Source organism: Streptomyces sp. NPDC016851, assembly GCF_055562795.1.
In genome coordinates this window covers 160,474-177,915 of the sequence record NZ_JBVHEP010000020.1, presented here as the reverse complement: position 1 = coordinate 177,915, position 17,442 = coordinate 160,474, and the positions used below count along the sequence as shown (strand labels likewise).

General features: G+C 71.0%; 17 protein-coding genes. 8 read left to right on the top strand and 9 right to left on the bottom strand.

Annotated elements, in window-relative coordinates; genetic code table 11:
• Together ACZ3I3_RS28990 and ACZ3I3_RS28985 are read right to left on the bottom strand one after the other, a co-directional pair.
• Nucleotides 1-226, bottom strand: a 226-nt coding sequence (locus tag ACZ3I3_RS28990) for a hypothetical protein (protein WP_467369903.1), incomplete at its 3' end; no start/stop codon positions are given.
• Nucleotides 227-354: 128 nt separating this feature from the next.
• On the bottom strand, nt 355-1,005 hold the full coding sequence (locus ACZ3I3_RS28985) for a DNA-3-methyladenine glycosylase (protein WP_467369901.1): 651 nt from the start codon (nt 1,003-1,005) through the stop codon (nt 355-357).
• 145 nt (nt 1,006-1,150) lie between these two features.
• On the opposite strand from ACZ3I3_RS28985, the gene ACZ3I3_RS28980 reads away from it, so the two are divergent.
• The 3 genes from ACZ3I3_RS28980 (at nt 1,151) to ACZ3I3_RS28970 (ending at nt 3,241) form a co-directional block, all read left to right on the top strand.
• Nucleotides 1,151-1,933: a sporulation protein gene (locus ACZ3I3_RS28980; RefSeq protein WP_467369900.1), complete on the top strand. Its 783-nt coding sequence runs from the start codon at nt 1,151-1,153 to the stop codon at nt 1,931-1,933.
• A 52-nt stretch (nt 1,934-1,985) separates the two neighbouring features.
• On the top strand, nt 1,986-2,525 hold the full coding sequence (locus tag ACZ3I3_RS28975) for a YbhB/YbcL family Raf kinase inhibitor-like protein (protein ID WP_467369898.1): 540 nt from the start codon (nt 1,986-1,988) through the stop codon (nt 2,523-2,525).
• 209 nt (nt 2,526-2,734) lie between these two features.
• Nucleotides 2,735-3,241 carry an HNH endonuclease gene (locus ACZ3I3_RS28970; protein WP_010037688.1) on the top strand — a complete coding sequence of 169 codons (507 nt, stop codon included), beginning with the start codon at nt 2,735-2,737 and terminating at the stop codon, nt 3,239-3,241.
• Nucleotides 3,242-3,341: 100 nt separating this feature from the next.
• Here ACZ3I3_RS28970 and ACZ3I3_RS28965 read toward each other — a convergent pair whose 3' ends face one another.
• The 3 genes from ACZ3I3_RS28965 to ACZ3I3_RS28955 all read right to left on the bottom strand — a co-directional run bounded on the left by ACZ3I3_RS28965 (nt 3,342) and on the right by ACZ3I3_RS28955 (nt 5,757).
• Nucleotides 3,342-4,301, bottom strand: coding sequence for an SPFH domain-containing protein (locus tag ACZ3I3_RS28965; RefSeq protein ID WP_355844187.1), 960 nt, complete (start codon nt 4,299-4,301; stop codon nt 3,342-3,344).
• A gap of 131 nt (nt 4,302-4,432) precedes the next feature.
• Nucleotides 4,433-4,864, bottom strand: a complete 432-nt coding sequence (locus ACZ3I3_RS28960) for an NfeD family protein (RefSeq protein ID WP_356923311.1) — start codon at nt 4,862-4,864, stop codon at nt 4,433-4,435.
• 95 nt (nt 4,865-4,959) lie between these two features.
• Nucleotides 4,960-5,757, bottom strand: a complete 798-nt coding sequence (locus tag ACZ3I3_RS28955; RefSeq protein WP_020272309.1) for an ABC transporter ATP-binding protein — start codon at nt 5,755-5,757, stop codon at nt 4,960-4,962.
• 161 nt (nt 5,758-5,918) lie between these two features.
• Between ACZ3I3_RS28955 and ACZ3I3_RS28950 the strand changes: the two genes are divergently transcribed.
• Nucleotides 5,919-6,704 (top strand): hypothetical protein, encoded by a 786-nt coding sequence (locus ACZ3I3_RS28950; RefSeq protein ID WP_467369895.1) that lies wholly within the window; start codon nt 5,919-5,921, stop codon nt 6,702-6,704.
• Nucleotides 6,705-7,109: 405 nt separating this feature from the next.
• On the opposite strand, the gene ACZ3I3_RS28945 is transcribed toward ACZ3I3_RS28950, so the two are convergent.
• From ACZ3I3_RS28945 to ACZ3I3_RS28935, 3 genes are all read right to left on the bottom strand, one after another.
• The gene (locus ACZ3I3_RS28945; RefSeq protein ID WP_467369893.1) at nt 7,110-7,352 is read right to left on the bottom strand and encodes a chaplin; all 243 of its coding nucleotides are present in this window, start codon (nt 7,350-7,352) and stop codon (nt 7,110-7,112) included.
• 156 nt (nt 7,353-7,508) lie between these two features.
• Nucleotides 7,509-8,150, bottom strand: coding sequence for a response regulator (locus ACZ3I3_RS28940; protein WP_467369891.1), 642 nt, complete (start codon nt 8,148-8,150; stop codon nt 7,509-7,511).
• Nucleotides 8,143-9,288, bottom strand: coding sequence for a GAF domain-containing sensor histidine kinase (locus tag ACZ3I3_RS28935; protein ID WP_467369889.1), 1,146 nt, complete (start codon nt 9,286-9,288; stop codon nt 8,143-8,145). Before ACZ3I3_RS28935 ends, ACZ3I3_RS28940 begins: the two co-directional genes overlap by 8 nt.
• Nucleotides 9,289-9,524: 236 nt before the next feature.
• Here ACZ3I3_RS28935 and ACZ3I3_RS28930 point away from each other — a divergent pair, with 236 nt between their 5' ends.
• The 3 genes from ACZ3I3_RS28930 to ACZ3I3_RS28920 all read left to right on the top strand — a co-directional run bounded on the left by ACZ3I3_RS28930 (nt 9,525) and on the right by ACZ3I3_RS28920 (nt 12,369).
• Entirely contained in the window at nt 9,525-10,223 is a 699-nt protein-coding gene (locus ACZ3I3_RS28930) for an SDR family NAD(P)-dependent oxidoreductase (protein ID WP_467369888.1), read from the top strand.
• Complete coding sequence (locus ACZ3I3_RS28925) at nt 10,220-11,263, top strand: S-adenosylmethionine:tRNA ribosyltransferase-isomerase (RefSeq protein ID WP_467369886.1); 1,044 nt, start codon at nt 10,220-10,222, stop codon at nt 11,261-11,263. Before ACZ3I3_RS28930 ends, ACZ3I3_RS28925 begins: the two co-directional genes overlap by 4 nt.
• A 377-nt stretch (nt 11,264-11,640) precedes the next feature.
• Nucleotides 11,641-12,369, top strand: coding sequence for a transglycosylase SLT domain-containing protein (locus ACZ3I3_RS28920; RefSeq protein WP_467369884.1), 729 nt, complete (start codon nt 11,641-11,643; stop codon nt 12,367-12,369).
• A gap of 93 nt (nt 12,370-12,462) precedes the next feature.
• On the opposite strand, the gene ACZ3I3_RS28915 is transcribed toward ACZ3I3_RS28920, so the two are convergent.
• The gene (locus ACZ3I3_RS28915) at nt 12,463-15,024 is read right to left on the bottom strand and encodes an ABC transporter ATP-binding protein/permease (RefSeq protein ID WP_467369882.1); all 2,562 of its coding nucleotides are present in this window, start codon (nt 15,022-15,024) and stop codon (nt 12,463-12,465) included.
• A gap of 241 nt (nt 15,025-15,265) precedes the next feature.
• Here ACZ3I3_RS28915 and ACZ3I3_RS28910 point away from each other — a divergent pair, with 241 nt between their 5' ends.
• Entirely contained in the window at nt 15,266-17,353 is a 2,088-nt protein-coding gene (locus tag ACZ3I3_RS28910; RefSeq protein WP_467369880.1) for a streptophobe family protein, read from the top strand.
• Nucleotides 17,354-17,442 lie beyond the last annotated feature (89 nt).

The window sequence follows — 17,442 nt, the reverse complement described above, 5'->3', positions numbered from 1 at the left end:
AAGGAACGGTCGCTTCCTTTGTACTCACCCTCTCGGGCTTTCCTCCGGGCGCTTCCCTTCGGTCTTGCGTTTCCGACTCTATCAGATCTTTTTCTCGATCCGATTCCCTGTCGGCGGGTTTTGCCGGGCGGCCTTGGCTTTCGCTCGTCGGCCTTTCGACATTCACTACGCTAACCGATTCCCCGGCCAACTCATAATCGAGTCCGTCGGCGCCGAATTCAGGCATGCGGGCACGCCGAATTCGCCCCTGCTGAGGGGAGTCGCTAGGTAGTGGGTTGGCCGCTTCCGGCTGCTGGCGAATGCCGTACCCGGGTCAAGCGGCTCGGGCTACATTACGCATCCTGCGGGGACGCGTCAACTTCGGCGACGCCTCGGGACGTGGGCCCGATAGGGGCTCACCGTCGGATCGTTGGCGATCCAGAAGCGCCAGGGATGGATGTCGCCGTTGCCCCCGTCGCCCGCGACTCCGGTCCGCGGGCCGTTGCGCACCTGGTCACGGGGTACGGGCGTGCCCGTGAGGACCTTCAGCGGTGTGGCACCGGAGGTGCAGGCGTCCGTGCCGTTCAGGGAGCGGTCCACGTCCAGGGCCGTGGCCAGGCGGGCCGGTCCTTTGGCCAGTTCCTTGTCGTTGCGGGCCGAGAGTCGACGGGTGCGGGCCAGCTCGGCGCCCTCGATGATCTCGCCGGCTCGGAGCAGGACCGCGCTCGCCTTGCCCTCGGGGCCGCACACCAGGTTCATGCAGAACCACATGCCGTAGGTGAAGTAGACGTAGACGTGCCCGGGGGGACCGAACATCACGTCGTTGCGGGCCGTGCGGCCGCGATAGGCGTGGGAGCCGGGGTCGTCGGCACCGTCGTAGGCCTCCACCTCTGTGAGGCGGAGGGCGATCGGACCGTCCGGGGTGGTGCGTACCAGGATGCGGCCGAGGAGGTCGGGGGCGACATCGAGGACGGGCCGGTCGAAGAACTCCCTGGGCAGGGGCGTACGGTCGGGGGTCGCGATCATGCCGTCCGAGGGTACTGGAGACGGGTGGCGCGGCGGGGTGGCCTCAGGGCACCGGCCTTGCCAGGGTGAGGGCGTGGAACCGGCCACGGCCGGATCGCGTTTGTAGGGATCAGGGATTCACCCGTAGTGGGCGAGAGGGAGAGACATGGCGTTCAAGAAGCTGCTCGCGAGCCTGGGGGCCGGCGGGGCTTCGGTCGAGACGGTGCTCCATGAGGTCAACGTCGTCCCGGGCGGTGTCGTCCAGGGTGAGGTGCGGATCCAGGGCGGGTCCGTGAACCAGCAGATCGAGGGACTGTCGGTCGGGCTCCAGGCCAAGGTCGAGGTGGAGAGCGGCGACCAGGAGTACAAGCAGGACATCGAGTTCACGAAGTCCCGGCTGGGCGGGGCGTTCGAGCTTCAGGCGAACGCGGTGCACGCGGTGCAGTTCGGGCTGGAGATCCCGTGGGAGACGCCGATCACCACGATCGACGGGCAGGAGCTGCGCTCGATGCACATCGGGGTCTCCACGGAGCTGGAGATCGCGCGGGCGGTGGACTCCGGCGACCTGGACCCGATCAAGGTGCACCCGCTGCCGGCGCAGAAGGCGATCCTGGACGCCTTCATCCAGCTGGGCTTCCGGTTCAAGAACGCGGACATGGAGCGCGGGGTCATCCGGGGTACGCGGCAGAAGCTGCCGTTCTACCAGGAGATCGAGTTCTACCCGCCGCAGCAGTACCGGGGGCTGAACCAGGTCGAGCTGAGCTTCGTGGCCGACGCGCACGCGATGGACGTGGTGCTCGAGATGGACAAGAAGCCGGGGCTGTTCAGTGAGGGCAGCGACACCTTCCGGTCCTTCCAGGTGGGTCTGAACGACTACCAGGGGACCGACTGGGTGGCGTACCTCAACCAGTGGCTCTCCGAGGTCGGCAGCAAGCGCAACTGGTTCTAGGGCACCCCCTAGGCTCGGGAACAACTGCAAGAACCGATCAGGAGGTACCGAGGTGACCGAGCTCAAGCGGCGGCCGCTCCCCCACGACTTCCATCCGCCCGTGCCGTCGTTCACGGTGACGAGCGAGGACGTCCAGGAGGGTGCGACGCTCAAGGACGCTCAGGTCCACGCGGCCGGCAACACCTCGCCGCAGCTGCGGTGGGAGGGCTTCCCGCCCGAGACCAAGAGCTTCGCCGTGACCTGCTACGACCCCGATGCCCCGACGGGCAGCGGGTTCTGGCACTGGGTGCTGTTCGACATCCCGGCGTCGGTGACCGAGCTGCCGCCGGGCGCGGGCAGCGGCAAGTTCGAGGGTCTGCCCGAGGGCGCGGTCCACGCTCGTAACGACTACGGCGGCAAGGAGTTCGGTGGGGCCGCGCCCCCGCCCGGGGACGGGCCGCACCGGTATGTGTTCACGGTGTACGCCGTGGACCAGGAGAAGCTCGGTCCTGACGCGGACGCTTCGCCTGCCGCCGTGGGCTTCAACCTGCGGTTCCACACGATCGCGCGGGCTCAGCTGATCGGTGAGTACGAGGTACCCGCCGAGGGCTGACCAGCCGCCCCGCGATCCCGGCGTTCACGGAACGTTTGCCCGCTCCTGGTCTTGGAATTGATCAGGAGCGGGCATTTTTGTTGCCGGGGGTCGCGGGGGTCACCCCCCGTAGGAGCAGCAGATATTGCGTTGTCCATCTCGGCGTGCCCGGCCAGAGTTGATCCCAGCCCGCCAGGGGGTGGGCCGGTGCACACGGGAGGTGGGCTGGTATGCGGGACACGCTGGTACTCAACGCGAGCTTCGAGCCGCTGTCGACGGTGACGCTGAACCGAGCCGTCGTTCTGGTGCTTCAGGACAAGGCCGTCGTCGAGCAGGCCCACCCCGAACTGCGGATGCGGGGAGCCGCGGTCGACATACCGGCGCCCCGTGTGATCAGGCTCTGCCAGTACGTACGGGTGCCCTTCCGAAGACGAGCGCCGTGGTCGAGGCGGGGTGTGCTGGTCCGGGACCGGCACCGGTGCGCGTACTGCGGGAGGCGGGCGACGACCGTCGACCACGTGGTGCCGCGTTCGCAGGGCGGTCAGGACACCTGGCTGAACACGGTGGCCTCATGCGCTCAGGACAACCACCGCAAGGCCAACCGGACTCCTGAGGAGGCGGGGATGCCGCTGCTGCGGCAGCCGTTCGAGCCGACTCCGGCGGACGCGATGCTGCTGGCGCTGGGGCAGGACGACTTCGACGCGCTGCCGGAGTGGCTGGCCCAGCCCGCGGCCTAGTTGTCGTCGGTAGTCGTTGGTTGTCGTCGTGAGAAGGGGGCCCGCTTCCCTGGGAAGCGGGCCCCCTTCTCGTGCGTGCGGGGTCAGTCGTGGTGTGAGGTCAGTCGATGGACGGCTTCTCGCGGCGTTCCTGGGCGGGGACGACGCCGCCGGACGCGCCGCCGTTGCCGCCGGAACCGCCGCCCAGGCCGCCGAAGTTGCCCATGGCGCCGGAGAGGCCCTTGAGGGCGTCGCCGATCTCGCTGGGGACGATCCAGAGCTTGTTGGCGTCGCCTTCGGCGATCTTGGGGAGCATCTGGAGGTACTGGTAGGAGAGCAGCTTCTGGTCCGGGTCGCCGGCGTGGATGGCCTCGAAGACCGTACGGACGGCCTGGGCTTCGCCCTCGGCGCGCAGGGCGGCTGCCTTGGCCTCACCTTCGGCGCGCAGGATCTGGGACTGCTTCTCACCTTCGGCGCGCAGGATCTCCGACTGCCGGACACCTTCGGCCTGGAGGATCGCGGCGCGCTTGTCGCGGTCGGCGCGCATCTGCTTCTCCATCGAGTCCTGGATGGAGGTGGGCGGCTCGATCGCCTTGAGTTCGACGCGGTTGACGCGGATGCCCCACTTGCCGGTGGCCTCGTCGAGGACGCCGCGCAGGGCCGCGTTGATCTCCTCGCGGGAGGTCAGGGTCCGCTCCAGGTCCATGCCGCCGATGATGTTGCGCAGCGTGGTGACGGTGAGCTGTTCGATCGCCTGGATGTAGCTGGCGACTTCGTAGGTCGCGGCGCGGGCGTCGGTGACCTGGTAGTAGATGACCGTGTCGATGTTGACCACCAGGTTGTCCTGGGTGATCACCGGCTGCGGCGGGAACGGGACGACCTGTTCGCGCAGGTCGATGCGGTTGCGGATGGTGTCGATGAACGGGACGACGATGTTGAGGCCGGCGTTCAGCGTCCGCGTGTAGCGGCCGAAGCGCTCGACGATGGCCGCACTGGCCTGTGGGATGACTTGGATCGTCTTGATCAGGGCGATGAAGACCAACACCACCAGAATGATCAGGACGATGATGACCGGTTCCATCGTCGTTCCCCGTACCCTTCTCCGCCTCGGCGACTTCGGCAGATCTTATGGTTGTCGAAGATCTTGCTGGTCGAGTCTGTCAGACCGTCGCGTAGCTGGCGAGGAGTTCACTCCAGTTACGTCTTGCGAGGTCACATGACGATCGCAGTGGCTCCCTCGATGTCCACCACGTCCACTTCCTGGCCCACTTCGTAAGCGCGGCCGGTGTCGAGGGCGCGGGCCGACCAGACTTCCCCGGCCAGCTTGATCCGGCCGCCGGAGGCGTCGACGCGTTCCAGGACGACGGCTTGTCTGCCCTTCAACGCGTCCACGCCGGTGGCGAGTTGGGGCCGCTGGGCGCGATGTCGGTTGGCGATGGGCCGTACGACGGCGATGCCCGCGGTCGAGATGACGGCGAAGACGACGACCTGGGCGACGGCTCCGCCGCCGAAGAGGCCGTTGACCACCGCGGCGCCGATGGCGCCCACCGCGAGCATGCCGAGTTCCGGCATCGCGGTGACCACGAGCGCGATGCCGAGCGCTGTCGCGCCGATCAGCCACCACAGCCATGCGTCGATGTCCACAGGGGCATCGTAGGTCGGACGCCCCTGTCGCCGACAGGGCGCCCAGCGTGTGAAATGCCGTTCTTACTTTGGGATTTACGGGGTGAGGAGCCGGGTCAGGACAGCGGGAGGCCCTGGGCCGTCCAGCGCTCGCCCGCCTGTTCGACGACGAGGGGGAGGCCGAAGCAGAGGGAGAGGTTGCGGGAGGTGAGTTCGAGCTCCATCGGGCCGGCGGCGAGGACCTTGCCCTGGCGGATCATGAGGACGTGCGTGAAGCCCGGGGGGATCTCCTCGACGTGGTGGGTGACCATGAGCATCGAGGGGGCGATCGGGTCGCGGGCCAGCCGGCCGAGGCGGCGGACGAGGTCCTCGCGGCCGCCGAGGTCGAGGCCGGCGGCGGGCTCGTCGAGGAGGAGCAGCTCGGGGTCGGTCATCAGGGCGCGGGCGATGAGGGTGCGCTTGCGCTCGCCCTCGGAGAGCGTGCCGAACTTGCGCTCCAGGTACTCGCTCATGCCGAGGCGGTCGAGGAAGGCGCGGGCGCGCTGTTCGTCGATCTCCTCGTAGTCCTCGTGCCAGGTGGCGGTCATGCCGTACGCGGCGGTCAGTACCGTCTCCAGGACCGTCTGGCGCTTGGGGAGCTTGTCGGCCATGGCGATGCCGGCCATGCCGATGCGCGGGCGCAGCTCGAAGACGTCGGTGCCGGGCCTGCCGAGGGTCTCGCCGAGGATGGCGGCGGTGCCCGAGCTGGGGAAGAGGTAGGTGGAAGCGAGGTTGAGGAGGGTGGTCTTGCCGGCGCCGTTCGGGCCCAGGATGACCCAGCGCTCGCCCTCCTTGACCGACCAGGAGACCTGGTCCACCAGAGCCCGGCCCTCGCGGACCACGGATACGTCCTGAAGCTCCAGAACATCGCTCATGAGCGCGTTGTCTCCCCTTGCAGTGTGGCCGGTCTCGGCTGTCGCGTAAGCCTGTGGCTCGGTCCGCCGCGCCGGTGGGCGCAGCCCTCCATGAAATCTACGCCACCGGTCGGCCCGGACATTCCCTCGGTCCGGTCCTTGGAGGGTCCTAGGGTGGGGACATGCTCACGGAACCGCGCGCTGGACGTCTCGCTGCATGGGGAAATGCCCTTTTGGCCGGACTTGTCTCACCGGATGACGCCGTGCTCGCCATCGTCGGCGAGGACGCGGTGCACCGGGTGGAGGGGCTGCCGGGAGAGTCGGGCCAGGTCGGGCTGACGCTCGCGCTGGGGCGGCTGCGGACGCTCGGGGTGACCGGACTGCGGGTGGCACTGCCTGCGCCGGGACATCCGCTGGGGCTGAGCGGGCCGCCGGAGTTCAACGCGCGGGCGCTGGAGGCCGAGGAGGCGGTGGTCTGTTACGGGGCCGCCCTCGGGTTGGTGCCGGACGTGTACGAGGCCGGGCCCGAGGGTGTGCAGGACGAGGTGGTGTGGCATGTGCTGCCCGTGCGGGAGGCGCCGCCAGCGGATGTGCCGTCGCTGGGTGAGGCGGAGCGGGAGCTCGCCGAGGCCCTCCGGGATGCGACCGAGGTGCTGACGCGGCTGGATGTGGCCGGGGCGGGGCCGATGGCGGAGGCGGCGGTCGACGCGTATCGGGCGCGGGCCGAGCGGGGGCGGGAGGTGCTGGCGCCCGGGTATCCGGCGCGGGCCGTGCGGGTGCTGGAGTTGGCGCAGCGGGTGGGGGTGCTCATCGCTGTGGCGACCGAGAGTGGACACGGGGGTGCGGTGAGTGCGGGTGAGATGGCGGCGCGGTGGGAGGCGTTGCGGCCGGTGGAGCGGACGGCTCGGCGGGCGCAGGTCGCGGCGTACAACTCCGTTGTGGAGGAGCGGGAGCGGGGGGTGCGGTGACTGTCGGTTGTGAGCGTGCTCGGCGTCTGTGCTGGGGCCGGGTGGGTGCGCAGCCCGGCGTTGCGGGGTGCCGCTGCGCCCACCCGTGCCGCCCCAGCGGCACGACTGCCCGCAGCTAGGGCCTGTCGTTTGGATCAGGTCGCAGGAAATCGACAGCGCTTCTCAGCGCCGGTGAGGGGGGCCTGGTGCGTGCAGCTGCAAGGCGGAGGAGGGAGTCGACGCGGAGCGTCGGTGACCGACGACAACGCCGCAGATGCGCGTGCCAGGCCCCGCGTCTGCGGCGTGATCCAAACGACAGGCCCTAGGTCGGCACGATTGCCCGCAGGCTCAGCAAATGCCGAACCGGCCTCCCAGGCGTTGCCGGGAGGCCGGTGGTACCTCCGGCTCGGAGACGGAGGTGGGGTGTCAGTGGTTGACGGCGAGGTTGCCGAAGGCGGGGTTCAGGACGCCCACGACGTTCACGCTGTTGCCGGAGACGTTGACCGGGACGTGCACCGGGGCCTGGACGACGTTGCCCGAGGCGACGCCCGGGGAGCCCACGGCCTGGCCGTCGGCGTGCGCGCTGGTGGCGGAGGCGATGCCCGCGCCCGCGGCCAGCAGGCCACCCGTCACCATCGTCACGGCAGCGGCCTTCTTCAGGTTCTTCACTTCTGAGCCCTCCTTGCGATTGCCGCGGCAGGCGCCGCAGCACGCACTGGAGAACGGCGGAGATCCACGGAGGTTGCGCCATGTGAGGGACGTTCCCACGACAGTATGAATCTCAGCTCGGAATGGAACCCTCCGTGTTGCCGTGGGATGAGCGTGTCAGCCGGTCACGCCATGGCGAACGGCCCACAGGGCGGCCTGCGTTCGGTCGGACAGGTCGAGTTTCATCAGGATGTTCGAGACGTGGGTCTTGACGGTCTTCTCGGAGAGGACGAGGGCGCGGGCGATCTCCCGGTTGGAGCGGCCGTCCGCTATCAGGCCGAGCACCTCGCGCTCCCGGTCGGTGAGCGAACCGGCCCTGCCCGGGCCCGAGTTGGCCTCCTCCTGGGACAGCAGGGCGTCGGCGACCTCCGGCTGGAGGAGGATGTGCCCGGCGTGGACGGAACGGATGGCGCCGGCGAGGGCGTCGGGGTCGACGTCCTTGTAGACGTAGCCGGCGGCGCCCGCGCGCAGGGCCGGGACCACCGTGCGCTGCTCGGTGAAGCTGGTGACGATGAGTACGCGCGCGGGGTTGTCCCGCTCGCGGAGTACGCGCAGGGCGTCGACGCCGTCCATGCCCGGCATCTTGACGTCCATGAGGATGACGTCGGGCCGCAGCTCCTCGGCGCGGTCGACTCCCTCGGCGCCGTCCGCCGCCTCGCCGACGACCTCTATGTCGTCCTGTACCTCCAGGAACGTGCGCAGGCCCCGGCGGACGACCTGGTGGTCGTCGACGATCAGCACCTTGATTGCGTCAGCCACCGGGGACCTCCATCTCGATCGTGGTGCCCTTGCCGGGCGCCGATTCCACGGTCAGCGTGCCGCCCGCCCCGCTCGCCCGGTCCCGCATCGAGACCAGGCCCAGATGGCGCCCCGCGCGGCGGACCGCCCTCGGGTCAAATCCGCCGCCGTCGTCCGTGACGCGCAGGACGGCTCCGCTGCCGCGGCGGTCCAGGGTCACCTCGACGTGGTCGGCGCCGGAGTGGCGCAGAGCGTTGTGCAGGGCCTCCTGGGCGACCCGCAGGAGCGCCTCCTCCTGGGAGGCGGGCAGGGCCTTCACACCGCGGCCGGCGAAGGTGACGCGGGCTGAATGGGCGCGGTCGAGGACCTGGACCTGTGTCCGGAGGGTGGCCACGAGGCCGTCCTCGTCGAGGGCGGCGGGGCGCAACTCGACGACGGCGGCCCGCAGTTCGTCGGCCGCCTCGGCGGCGAGGGCCGCCACCTGCTGGAGTTCGCCCTTGGCGCGGGAGGGGTCCCGGTCCACCAGGCGGGCGGCGGCCTGGGCGGTCAGGCGCAGGGAGAAGAGCTTCTGGCTGACCGCGTCGTGCAGTTCGTGGGCGAGGCGGGAGCGTTCCTCGGCGATGGTGAGTTCGCGGCTGCGTTCGTACAGGCGGGCGTTGGTGAGGGCGATCGCCGCGTGCTGGGCGAGGATGCCGAGCAGTTCTTCGTCGTCCTCGGTGAAGCCGCAACTGCCTTCCGGCTTGGGGCAGTTCTTGTTTGCCAGGAACAGCGCGCCGAGGACCTCGTCGCCGTCGCGGATCGGCAAGCCCAGGAAGTCCACCAGGTCGGGGTGGGCGCTCGGCCAGCCCTCGAAGCGGGGGTCCTTGCGGACGTCGGCGAGGCGCTCGGCCCTGGCCTCGCGGAGCATCGCGGCGAGGATGCCGTGCTGGCGCGGGAGCGGGCCGATGGCCTTCCACTGCTCGTCGCTGACACCGTCGACCACGAACTGGGCGAAGCCGCCGTGGTCGTCCGGGACGCCGAGCGCGGCGTACTGCGCGTCGAGCAGCTCGCGGGCCGAGGCGACGATCGTCTTGAGGACGTCGCGCACCTCGAGGTGCCTGCTCATGGCCAGCAACGCGGAGCTCACCGCTGCTAGGCCGGACCGGGGACCGTGACTCATGACCTCACGGTACCGGCGGGCTGTGACAGCGTGGATCGGACCGGTGGCGGTGGGCGCCCGGGCCTGTGGGCCTAGGTCGCGGGGCCGATGCGGCCGGGCGGAGCGGCGTAGTCCCTGGGGCGCCGGGCCGGTGGCGTAGGGCGAAGGGACCCGGTGGGCTGCGGCCCGCGTCCGAGGCGGTCCGGGTGTCCCCGTTCCTACGGTGAGGGCACACGGTCACGGCGAGGGAGCGGATCATGCCGGTTGCGATCATCACGGGAGCCTCGAAGGGTCTGGGCCGGGCGCTCGCGCAGGCTCTGGCCGGGCGGGACTGGGATCTGGTGCTCGATGCCAGGGGCGCCGCGGCACTGGGGGTCGCGGCGGAGGCCGTCTCCGCGCACGGCACGCGCGTGACCGCCCTGCCGGGGGACGTCACGGATGCCGCACACCGGGCGGCGCTGGTGGCGGCGGCGTCGCGGCTCGGCGGCGTCGACCTGCTGGTGCACAACGCGAGCGCGCTGGGCGCCGAGCCGCTGGTGCGGCTGGAGGAGCTGTCCCTGGAGGGGCTGCGGCGGGCGCTGGAGGTGAACCTGGTGGCGGGTCTCGGCCTGGTCCGGGAGGCGCTGCCGCTGCTGCGGGCCTCGCGGGCCGGCACCGTCATGGCGGTCAGTTCGGACGCGGCCGCCGAGGCGTACGAGACCTGGGGCGGTTACGGGGCGTCCAAGGCGGCCCTGGACCAGCTGATGGCGGTGCTCGCCGTGGAGGAGCCGGGGCTGCGGGTCTGGGCGGTGGACCCCGGGGACATGGCCACGGACCTGTATGCGGCGGCCGTACCGGACGATCACGACCCGCGGCCGGAGCCGGCGGCTGTGGTGCCGGGGTTCCTGCGGCTGCTGGACGAGCGGCCGGCGAGCGGGCGGTACGGGGCCCCGGCGCTGGTGGACGGGGTCCGATGACGGCGGCCGTACGGGTACCGGAGGAACTGTCGGCCCGGGTGCCGGTCGAGCAGCGGGGGCCCGGGCTGGACCGGGATGCCGTGCGGATGCTGGTGTCCCGGGGTGTGGAGGTGGCGCATCACACGTTCAGGGAGCTGCCGCGGCTGTTGCGGGCCGGGGATCTGCTCGTGGTCAACACCTCGGCCACGCTGGCGGCGGCGGTGGACGGGTGGACCGGGCACGCGCGCGTGGTGGTGCATTTCTCCACGCGTGGGGACGACGGCCGCTGGGCGGTGGAGCTGCGGGAGCCCGACGGGCGGGGCACCACGCGCGCGCGTGCGGGTGGGCCCGCGGGGACGGAGGTACGCCTGCCGGGGAGTGGGTGGCTGGTTCTGGAGGAGCCGCTGAGCGGGCGGAGCGGGCGGCTGTGGTGGGCGCGGGTCGCCGGGGCGGGGGTGCCGGGGCTGCTACGGGAGCACGGGCGGCCCATCCGGTACGCGTACACGGAGCGCGACCAGCCGTTGTCCGTCTACCAGACGGTGTTCGCGCTGCCGTCCGCGGACGGGGCGGGCAGTGCGGAGATGCCGAGTGCGGCGCGGCCCTTCACGGGGCGGCTGGTGGCGGAGCTGGTGAGCCGGGGCGTGCAGTTCGCGCCGGTCACGCTGCACACGGGGGTGGCGTCGGCGGAGGCGCACGAGCCGCCGTATCCGGAGCGCTTCGCGGTGCCCGAGGCGTCGGCGCGGCTGATCAACGCCGCGAAGGCCGGTGGGGGCCGGGTCGTGGCGGTCGGGACGACGGCGGTGCGGGCCGTGGAGTCGGCGGTGGGCGCCGACGGGGGCGTACGCGCGCGTGCGGGGTGGACGGATCTCGTCGTCACGCCGGAGCGCGGGGTGCGTGGGGTGGACGGGCTGCTGACCGGGCTGCACGAGCCGGAGGCCTCGCATCTGCTGATGCTGGAGGCAGTCGCCGGGCGGGAGGCGGTCCGACGCGGGTACGAGGCGGCGGTGCGGGGCCGCTACCTGTGGCACGAGTTCGGGGACGTGCACCTCGTCCTGCCGTAGCGGGGTGTGGCAGTCCTGGCGTAGCGGGTGTGGCAGACCCCTCACGCTGAGCATCGCTTGTGCAACCAGCGGTGAGACCGGGCCCCGCCCGGTGTGAGCCCGCGCATAGGACCCACGTCACGTACGAAAGTGCGTAGGAGACAAAGCCCCACCTTTTGAGCGGCGCAGACAGTCCAGTCTGCCCCGATATGCCCCTCCCTGATCCACTATCGGGCATCGTACGTCACACCTTTGCCACGCCATTTTGCGGCCGCTAAGAATTGCTGGCGTCGCTCAGCGCCGTGGGTTCACCTCCGCGGCGTTCGTGTCGGAAACACACCGAGTCCAACGCCGGACGCCGAGCGACTCCCGCGCTATTCGAAGAGGTCCACACCACCATGCCCAAGAACATCTTCAGCCGTGGCCGCAGTCGCACCCTGACCCGTCACCACAAGATCGCCATGGCGGGTGTCGCCACCCTCGGCGCCGCCGCCATCGGTTTCTCCGCGGTGCCGAGCGGCGCGTCGACCAAGACCACGACCGAGGCCGCTCAGCCGGCTGCGGTGGCGTTCAGCACCGAGCAGATCAAGGACGTCAAGGCGAGCGTCACCGACCAGATGGCCGGTGCCAGCCTGAAGGCGGAGCAGATCGCGGCGAAGAAGAAGGCCGACGCCGCGGCCGCCGCCAAGAAGAAGGCCGCCGCCGAGGCCGCGAAGAAGAAGGCCGAGGCCGCGCGCAAGGCCAAGGAGGCCGCGAGCCGCGACGCCAAGCGCGCCCAGGCGAAGAAGGCCGCCGTCAAGAGCTACCCGAACAACCTCGACGGCTGGATCCGCGAGTCGCTCGACGTCATGAAGAAGCACGGGATCCCGGGCTCCTACGACGGCATCAAGCGCAACATCATCCGGGAGTCCTCGGGTAACCCGAAGGCGATCAACAACTGGGACATCAACGCCATCAACGGCATCCCGTCGAAGGGCCTGCTGCAGGTCATCCCGCCGACCTTCAAGCACTGGCACGTCCCCGGCACCTCCTGGGACATCTACAACCCGGTCGCCAACATCACCGCCGCCTGCAACTACGCGGCTGACAAGTACGGCTCGATGGACAACGTCAACAGCGCGTACTGAGGCTGGCGCGGACCTCTCTGCTTCGCTGAACGAACGCCGAAGGGCGGCACCCTCCTGACGGGGTGCCGCCCTTCGGGCGCGGTGGAGCGGTGACTACTTGCGCATGACCTCCGGCTCGTGGCGGCGCAGGAAGCGGGCCACAAAGAAGCCGCAGATCACGCCGAGGACGAGGAGCGCGCCCATGTCCATGGCCCAGGCCCCGACCGTGTGCTCCCACAGCGGGTCGGTGTCGCCGGGCGTCTCGGGCGGGCTGATCTTGTTGAAGTCCAGCGTGGCCCCGGAGGCGGCGACCGCCCAGCGCGACGGCATCAGGAACGAGAACTGGTTCACGCCGATCGAGCCGTGCAGCGTGAAGAGGCAGCCCGTGAAGACGACCTGGATGATGGCGAACATCACCAGCAGCGGCATGGTCTTCTCGGCGGTCTTGACCAGCGACGAGATGATCAGGCCGAACATCATCGAGGTGAAGCCCAGCGCCATGATCGGGATGGAGAGCTCAACCAGGGTCGCGCTGCCGAGGACCAGGCCCTCCTCGGGGATCTCCCGGCTGGAGAAGCCGATGACGCCGACCAGCAGGCCCTGCAGGACGGTGATCATGCCGAGCACGAACACCTTCGACATCAGGTACGCCGAGCGCGACAGGCCGGTCGCCCGCTCCCGCTCGTAGATGACCCGTTCCTTGATCAGCTCGCGGACCGAGTTCGCCGCGCCCGCGAAGCAGGCGCCGACCGCGAGGATCAGCAGGACCGTGGTGGCCGTGCCGTTCGGGATGATCCGGCCGGTCTGTGGGTTGGCCGGGTTGGGCAGCAGGCCCTTGTCCGCGTCGATGAGCAGGCTCACCGCGCCGAGCACGGCCGGCAGGATCACCATCAGGGCCAGGAAGCCCTTGTCGGACGCGATCACCGAGACGTAACGCCGGACGAGCGTGACGAACTGGGACATCCAGCCCTGCGGCTTCGGCGGCTTCATCGCCTGCATCGGCGCAACCTGTACGGACTGCGGCGCAACGGCGTCGATGTCCGCGGCGTACATCTGGTAGTGCTGCGAGCCCTTCCAGCGGCCCGCCCAGTCGTAGTCGCGGTAGTTCTCGAAGGCGGAGAAGACATCGGCCCAGGTGTCGTAGCCGAAGAAGTTCAGCGCCTCCTCGGGCGGGCCGAAGTAGGCGACCGAGCCGCCCGGCGCCATCACCAGCAGCTTGTCGCAGATCGCCAGCTCGGCCACCGAGTGGGTGACGACGAGGACCGTACGGCCGTCGTCCGCCAGGCCGCGCAGCAGCTGCATGACATCGCGGTCCATGCCCGGGTCGAGGCCGGAGGTCGGCTCGTCCAGGAAGATCAGCGACGGCTTGGTCAGCAGCTCCAGGGCCACGGAGACGCGCTTGCGCTGGCCGCCGGACAGGGACGTGACCTTCTTGTCCTTGTGGATGTCCAGCTTCAGCTCGCGCAGCACCTCGTCGATACGGGCGTCGCGCTCGGCGGCCGTGGTGTCGGCCGGGAAGCGGAGCTTGGCCGCGTACTTGAGGGCCTTCTTGACGGTCAGCTCCTTGTGCAGGATGTCGTCCTGCGGGACCAGACCGATGCGCTGGCGCAGCTCGGCGAACTGCTTGTAGAGGTCCCGGTTGTCGTAGAGGACCTCGCCCTGGTCGGCCGGGCGGTAGCCGGTGAGCGCCTTGAGCAGGGTGGACTTGCCGGATCCGGACGGGCCGATGACCGCGATCAGCGACTTCTCCGGGACGCCGAAGGAGACGTCCTTGAGGATCTGCTTGCCGCCGTCGACCGTGACGGTCAGGTGGCGGGCGGAGAAGGACACCTCACCGGTGTCGACGAACTCCTCGAGCCGGTCGCCGACGATCCGGAACGTCGAGTGGCCGACGCCGACGACGTCGGCCGGGCCGAGCAGCTGCGTGCCGCCCTTGGGGATCGGCTGGCCGTTGACGTACGTGCCGTTGTGCGAGCCCAGGTCGCGGATCTCCATGCGCCCGTCGGGCGTCGAGTGGAACTCGGCGTGGTTCCGGGAGACCTGGAGGTCGGAGACGACCAGTTCGTTCTCCAGGGCACGGCCGATGCGCATCACGCGGCCGAGGGAGAACTGGTGGAACGTGGTCGGGCTGCGGTCGCCGTAGACCGGCGGCGCCCCCGCGACGCCGCCGGGGCCCTGCTGCTGCGGGATGTGCGCCCCGTGCTGCTGCGGCTGCTGCTGCCAGCCGGCCTGGGCCTGCTGCTGCGGGGCCTGGGGCTGCTGGTGGGGTGCCTGCTGGTGTGGCGCCTGCTGGCCAGGGGCCTGCTGGGCCCAGCCGGGGTTCGCGCCCTGCGCGGCGTACGGCTGCTGCTGCGGCTGGGGCTGCGGCGTGGCGACGGAGGCGGCGGCACCGGAGAAGTCCAGGCGCGGGCCGTCGGTCGCGTTGCCGAGGTTGACCGCCGAGCCCGGGCCGAGTTCCAGCTGGTGGATCCGCTGCCCCTGCACGAACGTGCCGTTGGTGCTGCCATGGTCCTCGATGACCCAACTGCGGCCGTTGAAGCTGACCGTGGCGTGACGCCAGGAGACCCTGGCGTCGTCGAAGACGACGTCCCCCTGCGGATCACGTCCGAGGGTGTATGCCCTGGACGGATCGAGCGTCCAGGTACGTCCGTTTGATTCCAGTACGAGTTCCGGCACTCCATGCCCCACTGAGTTGTCCCCCGAGTTACCCCCGACATGGGGAGTCTAGGGATGTCGAACATCGGGGGGAACTATTTCAGTAGCGGCCGCCTGACCGAAAGTCGGGCCTTGTGAAGACCGCGTTCGGACGCATCAGCCGTTTCCGTTGACGGGGTTGAAAACGGGCCGGAGAGTGGTATTTCGACGCGAGGGGGACATGCGCGGTGGTCCCGCCGCACAGCGGATCGGGGGGTCTGCCATGGGTGCCGGTGCAGGTGTCGGGACGGTGAGTGACGGCACGCGGGTGCCGTGGGGAGACGTGCTGAGGTCCGCCGTCGCCGCCGTGAGCTGGGCGTTGATCGGGATGGCGGGTACGGCGGCCCTGGGTCTGCGGCTGCTGGAGGCGGACGCGGCGGGCTCGTTGGGGCCGATGACCGCGGCGGTGGTGGCCCTCGGGGCGGGTGGTTCGGTCACGCCGTCCGGTGATGTGTCCGCGTTCGGCCTCACGGGTGCGCAGGCGGACACGGCCATCGAGATCACGCCACTGGGGGTGAGCCTGGTCGGGGCGGTGCTGCTGTCGTACTTCTTCCTACGGTCCTTGCGGGCGGCGGGAGTTGTGATATCGCCGGCCGAACTCCTCGCGCGTGCGGGCGCGGTGGTCGCGCTGTTCGTGGCGATGCTGGGCGGGCTGGCGTGGGCGGGGCACGACGTCATCACGATCGACGGCGGCGCGCTGGGCCTGGACGACCTGACGGGCGGGGGCGGCGGGGGCGGAGACGGCCTGGAGATTCCCGGGCTCGGGGACGTCGGGGACATCGGGGACATCGGCGGGCTGCTGCCCGACCGGATCGGCGATCTGGTCGACGCGCAGGCGGCGGTCGGTTTCACGGTCGACACCGCGCCCACGCTGCTCGGCGGGGCCGGCTGGTCGGCCGGGATCCTCCTCATCGCCCTGCTGGCCTCGCGCCGTACGCCGCTGCCGCGGGGCTGGGAAGCCGTGCACCGGGTCGTGCGGCCCGCCGTCTCCGCTGTGGTGACCGTGCTGCTGGTCGCGGTGGCGGCGGGGCTCGCGGCGGCGGCGTACGCGGCGGCCGGCGACGACCATCCCCGGCGCATCGCCGGCGCGGCGCTGCTCGGGGCGCCGAACGGGGTGTGGCTGGGCGTCCCGATCGGCCTGCTCGTGCCATGGGACGGCCGGGCCACGGGTGAACTGACCCGCCTCCTGCCGGACCCCCTGGACGACCTGCTCGCGGTCCGCTCCGACCAGCCGGTGACGCTGGGGCGGCTGGCCGAGCTGGACGGGCGGGTGTGGCTGCTGGGGGTGGCTGCGGCGCTGATGATGCTCCTGGCGGGAGTGTTGACGGCAGTGCGGACGCCGGTGCCTGACCCTGGGGACGTACGGGGTCCGGGTGCGCTCGGTTTCGCGGCACGGTGTGCGCTGCGGCTGGGGGTCGCGACCGCGCTGGCCCTGCCGCTGCTCGCCTGGCTGACGGACGTGTCCGTGACCGCCTCCCTGTCCGTCCTCGGCTTCGACGCGTTCGGCGCGGGCATCGAACTGCACGGCCACCTCGGCATGGCCCTGCTGCTGGGCGCGGTGTGGGGTGCGGGGGCCGGAGCGGTGGGGGCGTTGCTGGCGTGGGCGAGCGGGGGCGCGGGGCGACGGGCTTCGGCTTTGGCTCGGGGGGTGGCCGGGGCTGGGATGGCGGGAGTCGTCGGTGCGGCCGGGGTTGGTGTGGCCGGGGCCGGTGGGCCTGGGGTCGGTGGGCCTGGGGTCGGTGCGTCTGGGGTCGGTGGAGCAGGGAGGCAGTCGGAGGTTGGGTGGGCTGGGCACGGGGAGGGGGCCGAGAAGAGGCAGGCCGGGGACGACGCCAGTGCCGGGCATGCGGCAGGGCCGTGGGCCGACACGGGTCAGGCCGGGCACGACGCCAGTGCCAGGCGGTCCAGGGGCTCGGGCCGGACCGGTGCCGGGCGGGCGTCGTCGTACGGGGAGGAGGCCGGGCCGTACGCGCCGGGAAGGCCGTACCGGCCGCCGAACCCGGCCACCAACCCGTACCTCCGGGTGCCGGACGAATTGCCCGAGCCGGAGGATGCGCGGCCTGACGGCGAGGAACGACCGTCACCTCACGAACCGCCGTCGGGCGGTGACCCCGCTGCTCACCGGGGCGGGGACGTGAACGGTGCGCCCACCGTGGCGCGGCCGGTCGGTCCGCCGCCGCGTGGGCCCCGGCAGCCGCTCGGGCCGAAGGGCGGGAAGCGGCCGCCGACCCGGCCGGACGACGGGCCGCCGCCTCCGCCGCCTCCTCCCCCACCACCGCCGCCGCCGCGGAAACCTCGGGGAGGGAAGTAGGCCCCTCAGGAGGACAAAGGAGACAGGGGCCGCAAGGTTCGCGCCACCCACGCGTCACCCAGTGTTCGCTGTCCGCCAGGCGGACCTCA

Coding starts and splice junctions, on each gene's coding strand:
- ACZ3I3_RS28985 (WP_467369901.1), bottom strand. CDS start 1,005: ATGATCGCGACCCCCGACCGTACGCCCCTGCCCAGGGAGTTCTTCGAC.
- ACZ3I3_RS28980 (WP_467369900.1), top strand. CDS start 1,151: ATGGCGTTCAAGAAGCTGCTCGCGAGCCTGGGGGCCGGCGGGGCTTCG.
- ACZ3I3_RS28970 (WP_010037688.1), top strand. CDS start 2,735: ATGCGGGACACGCTGGTACTCAACGCGAGCTTCGAGCCGCTGTCGACG.
- ACZ3I3_RS28965 (WP_355844187.1), bottom strand. CDS start 4,301: ATGGAACCGGTCATCATCGTCCTGATCATTCTGGTGGTGTTGGTCTTC.
- ACZ3I3_RS28955 (WP_020272309.1), bottom strand. CDS start 5,757: ATGAGCGATGTTCTGGAGCTTCAGGACGTATCCGTGGTCCGCGAGGGC.
- ACZ3I3_RS28950 (WP_467369895.1), top strand. CDS start 5,919: ATGCTCACGGAACCGCGCGCTGGACGTCTCGCTGCATGGGGAAATGCC.
- ACZ3I3_RS28935 (WP_467369889.1), bottom strand. CDS start 9,288: ATGAGTCACGGTCCCCGGTCCGGCCTAGCAGCGGTGAGCTCCGCGTTG.
- ACZ3I3_RS28930 (WP_467369888.1), top strand. CDS start 9,525: ATGCCGGTTGCGATCATCACGGGAGCCTCGAAGGGTCTGGGCCGGGCG.
- ACZ3I3_RS28925 (WP_467369886.1), top strand. CDS start 10,220: ATGACGGCGGCCGTACGGGTACCGGAGGAACTGTCGGCCCGGGTGCCG.
- ACZ3I3_RS28920 (WP_467369884.1), top strand. CDS start 11,641: ATGCCCAAGAACATCTTCAGCCGTGGCCGCAGTCGCACCCTGACCCGT.
- ACZ3I3_RS28910 (WP_467369880.1), top strand. CDS start 15,266: ATGGGTGCCGGTGCAGGTGTCGGGACGGTGAGTGACGGCACGCGGGTG.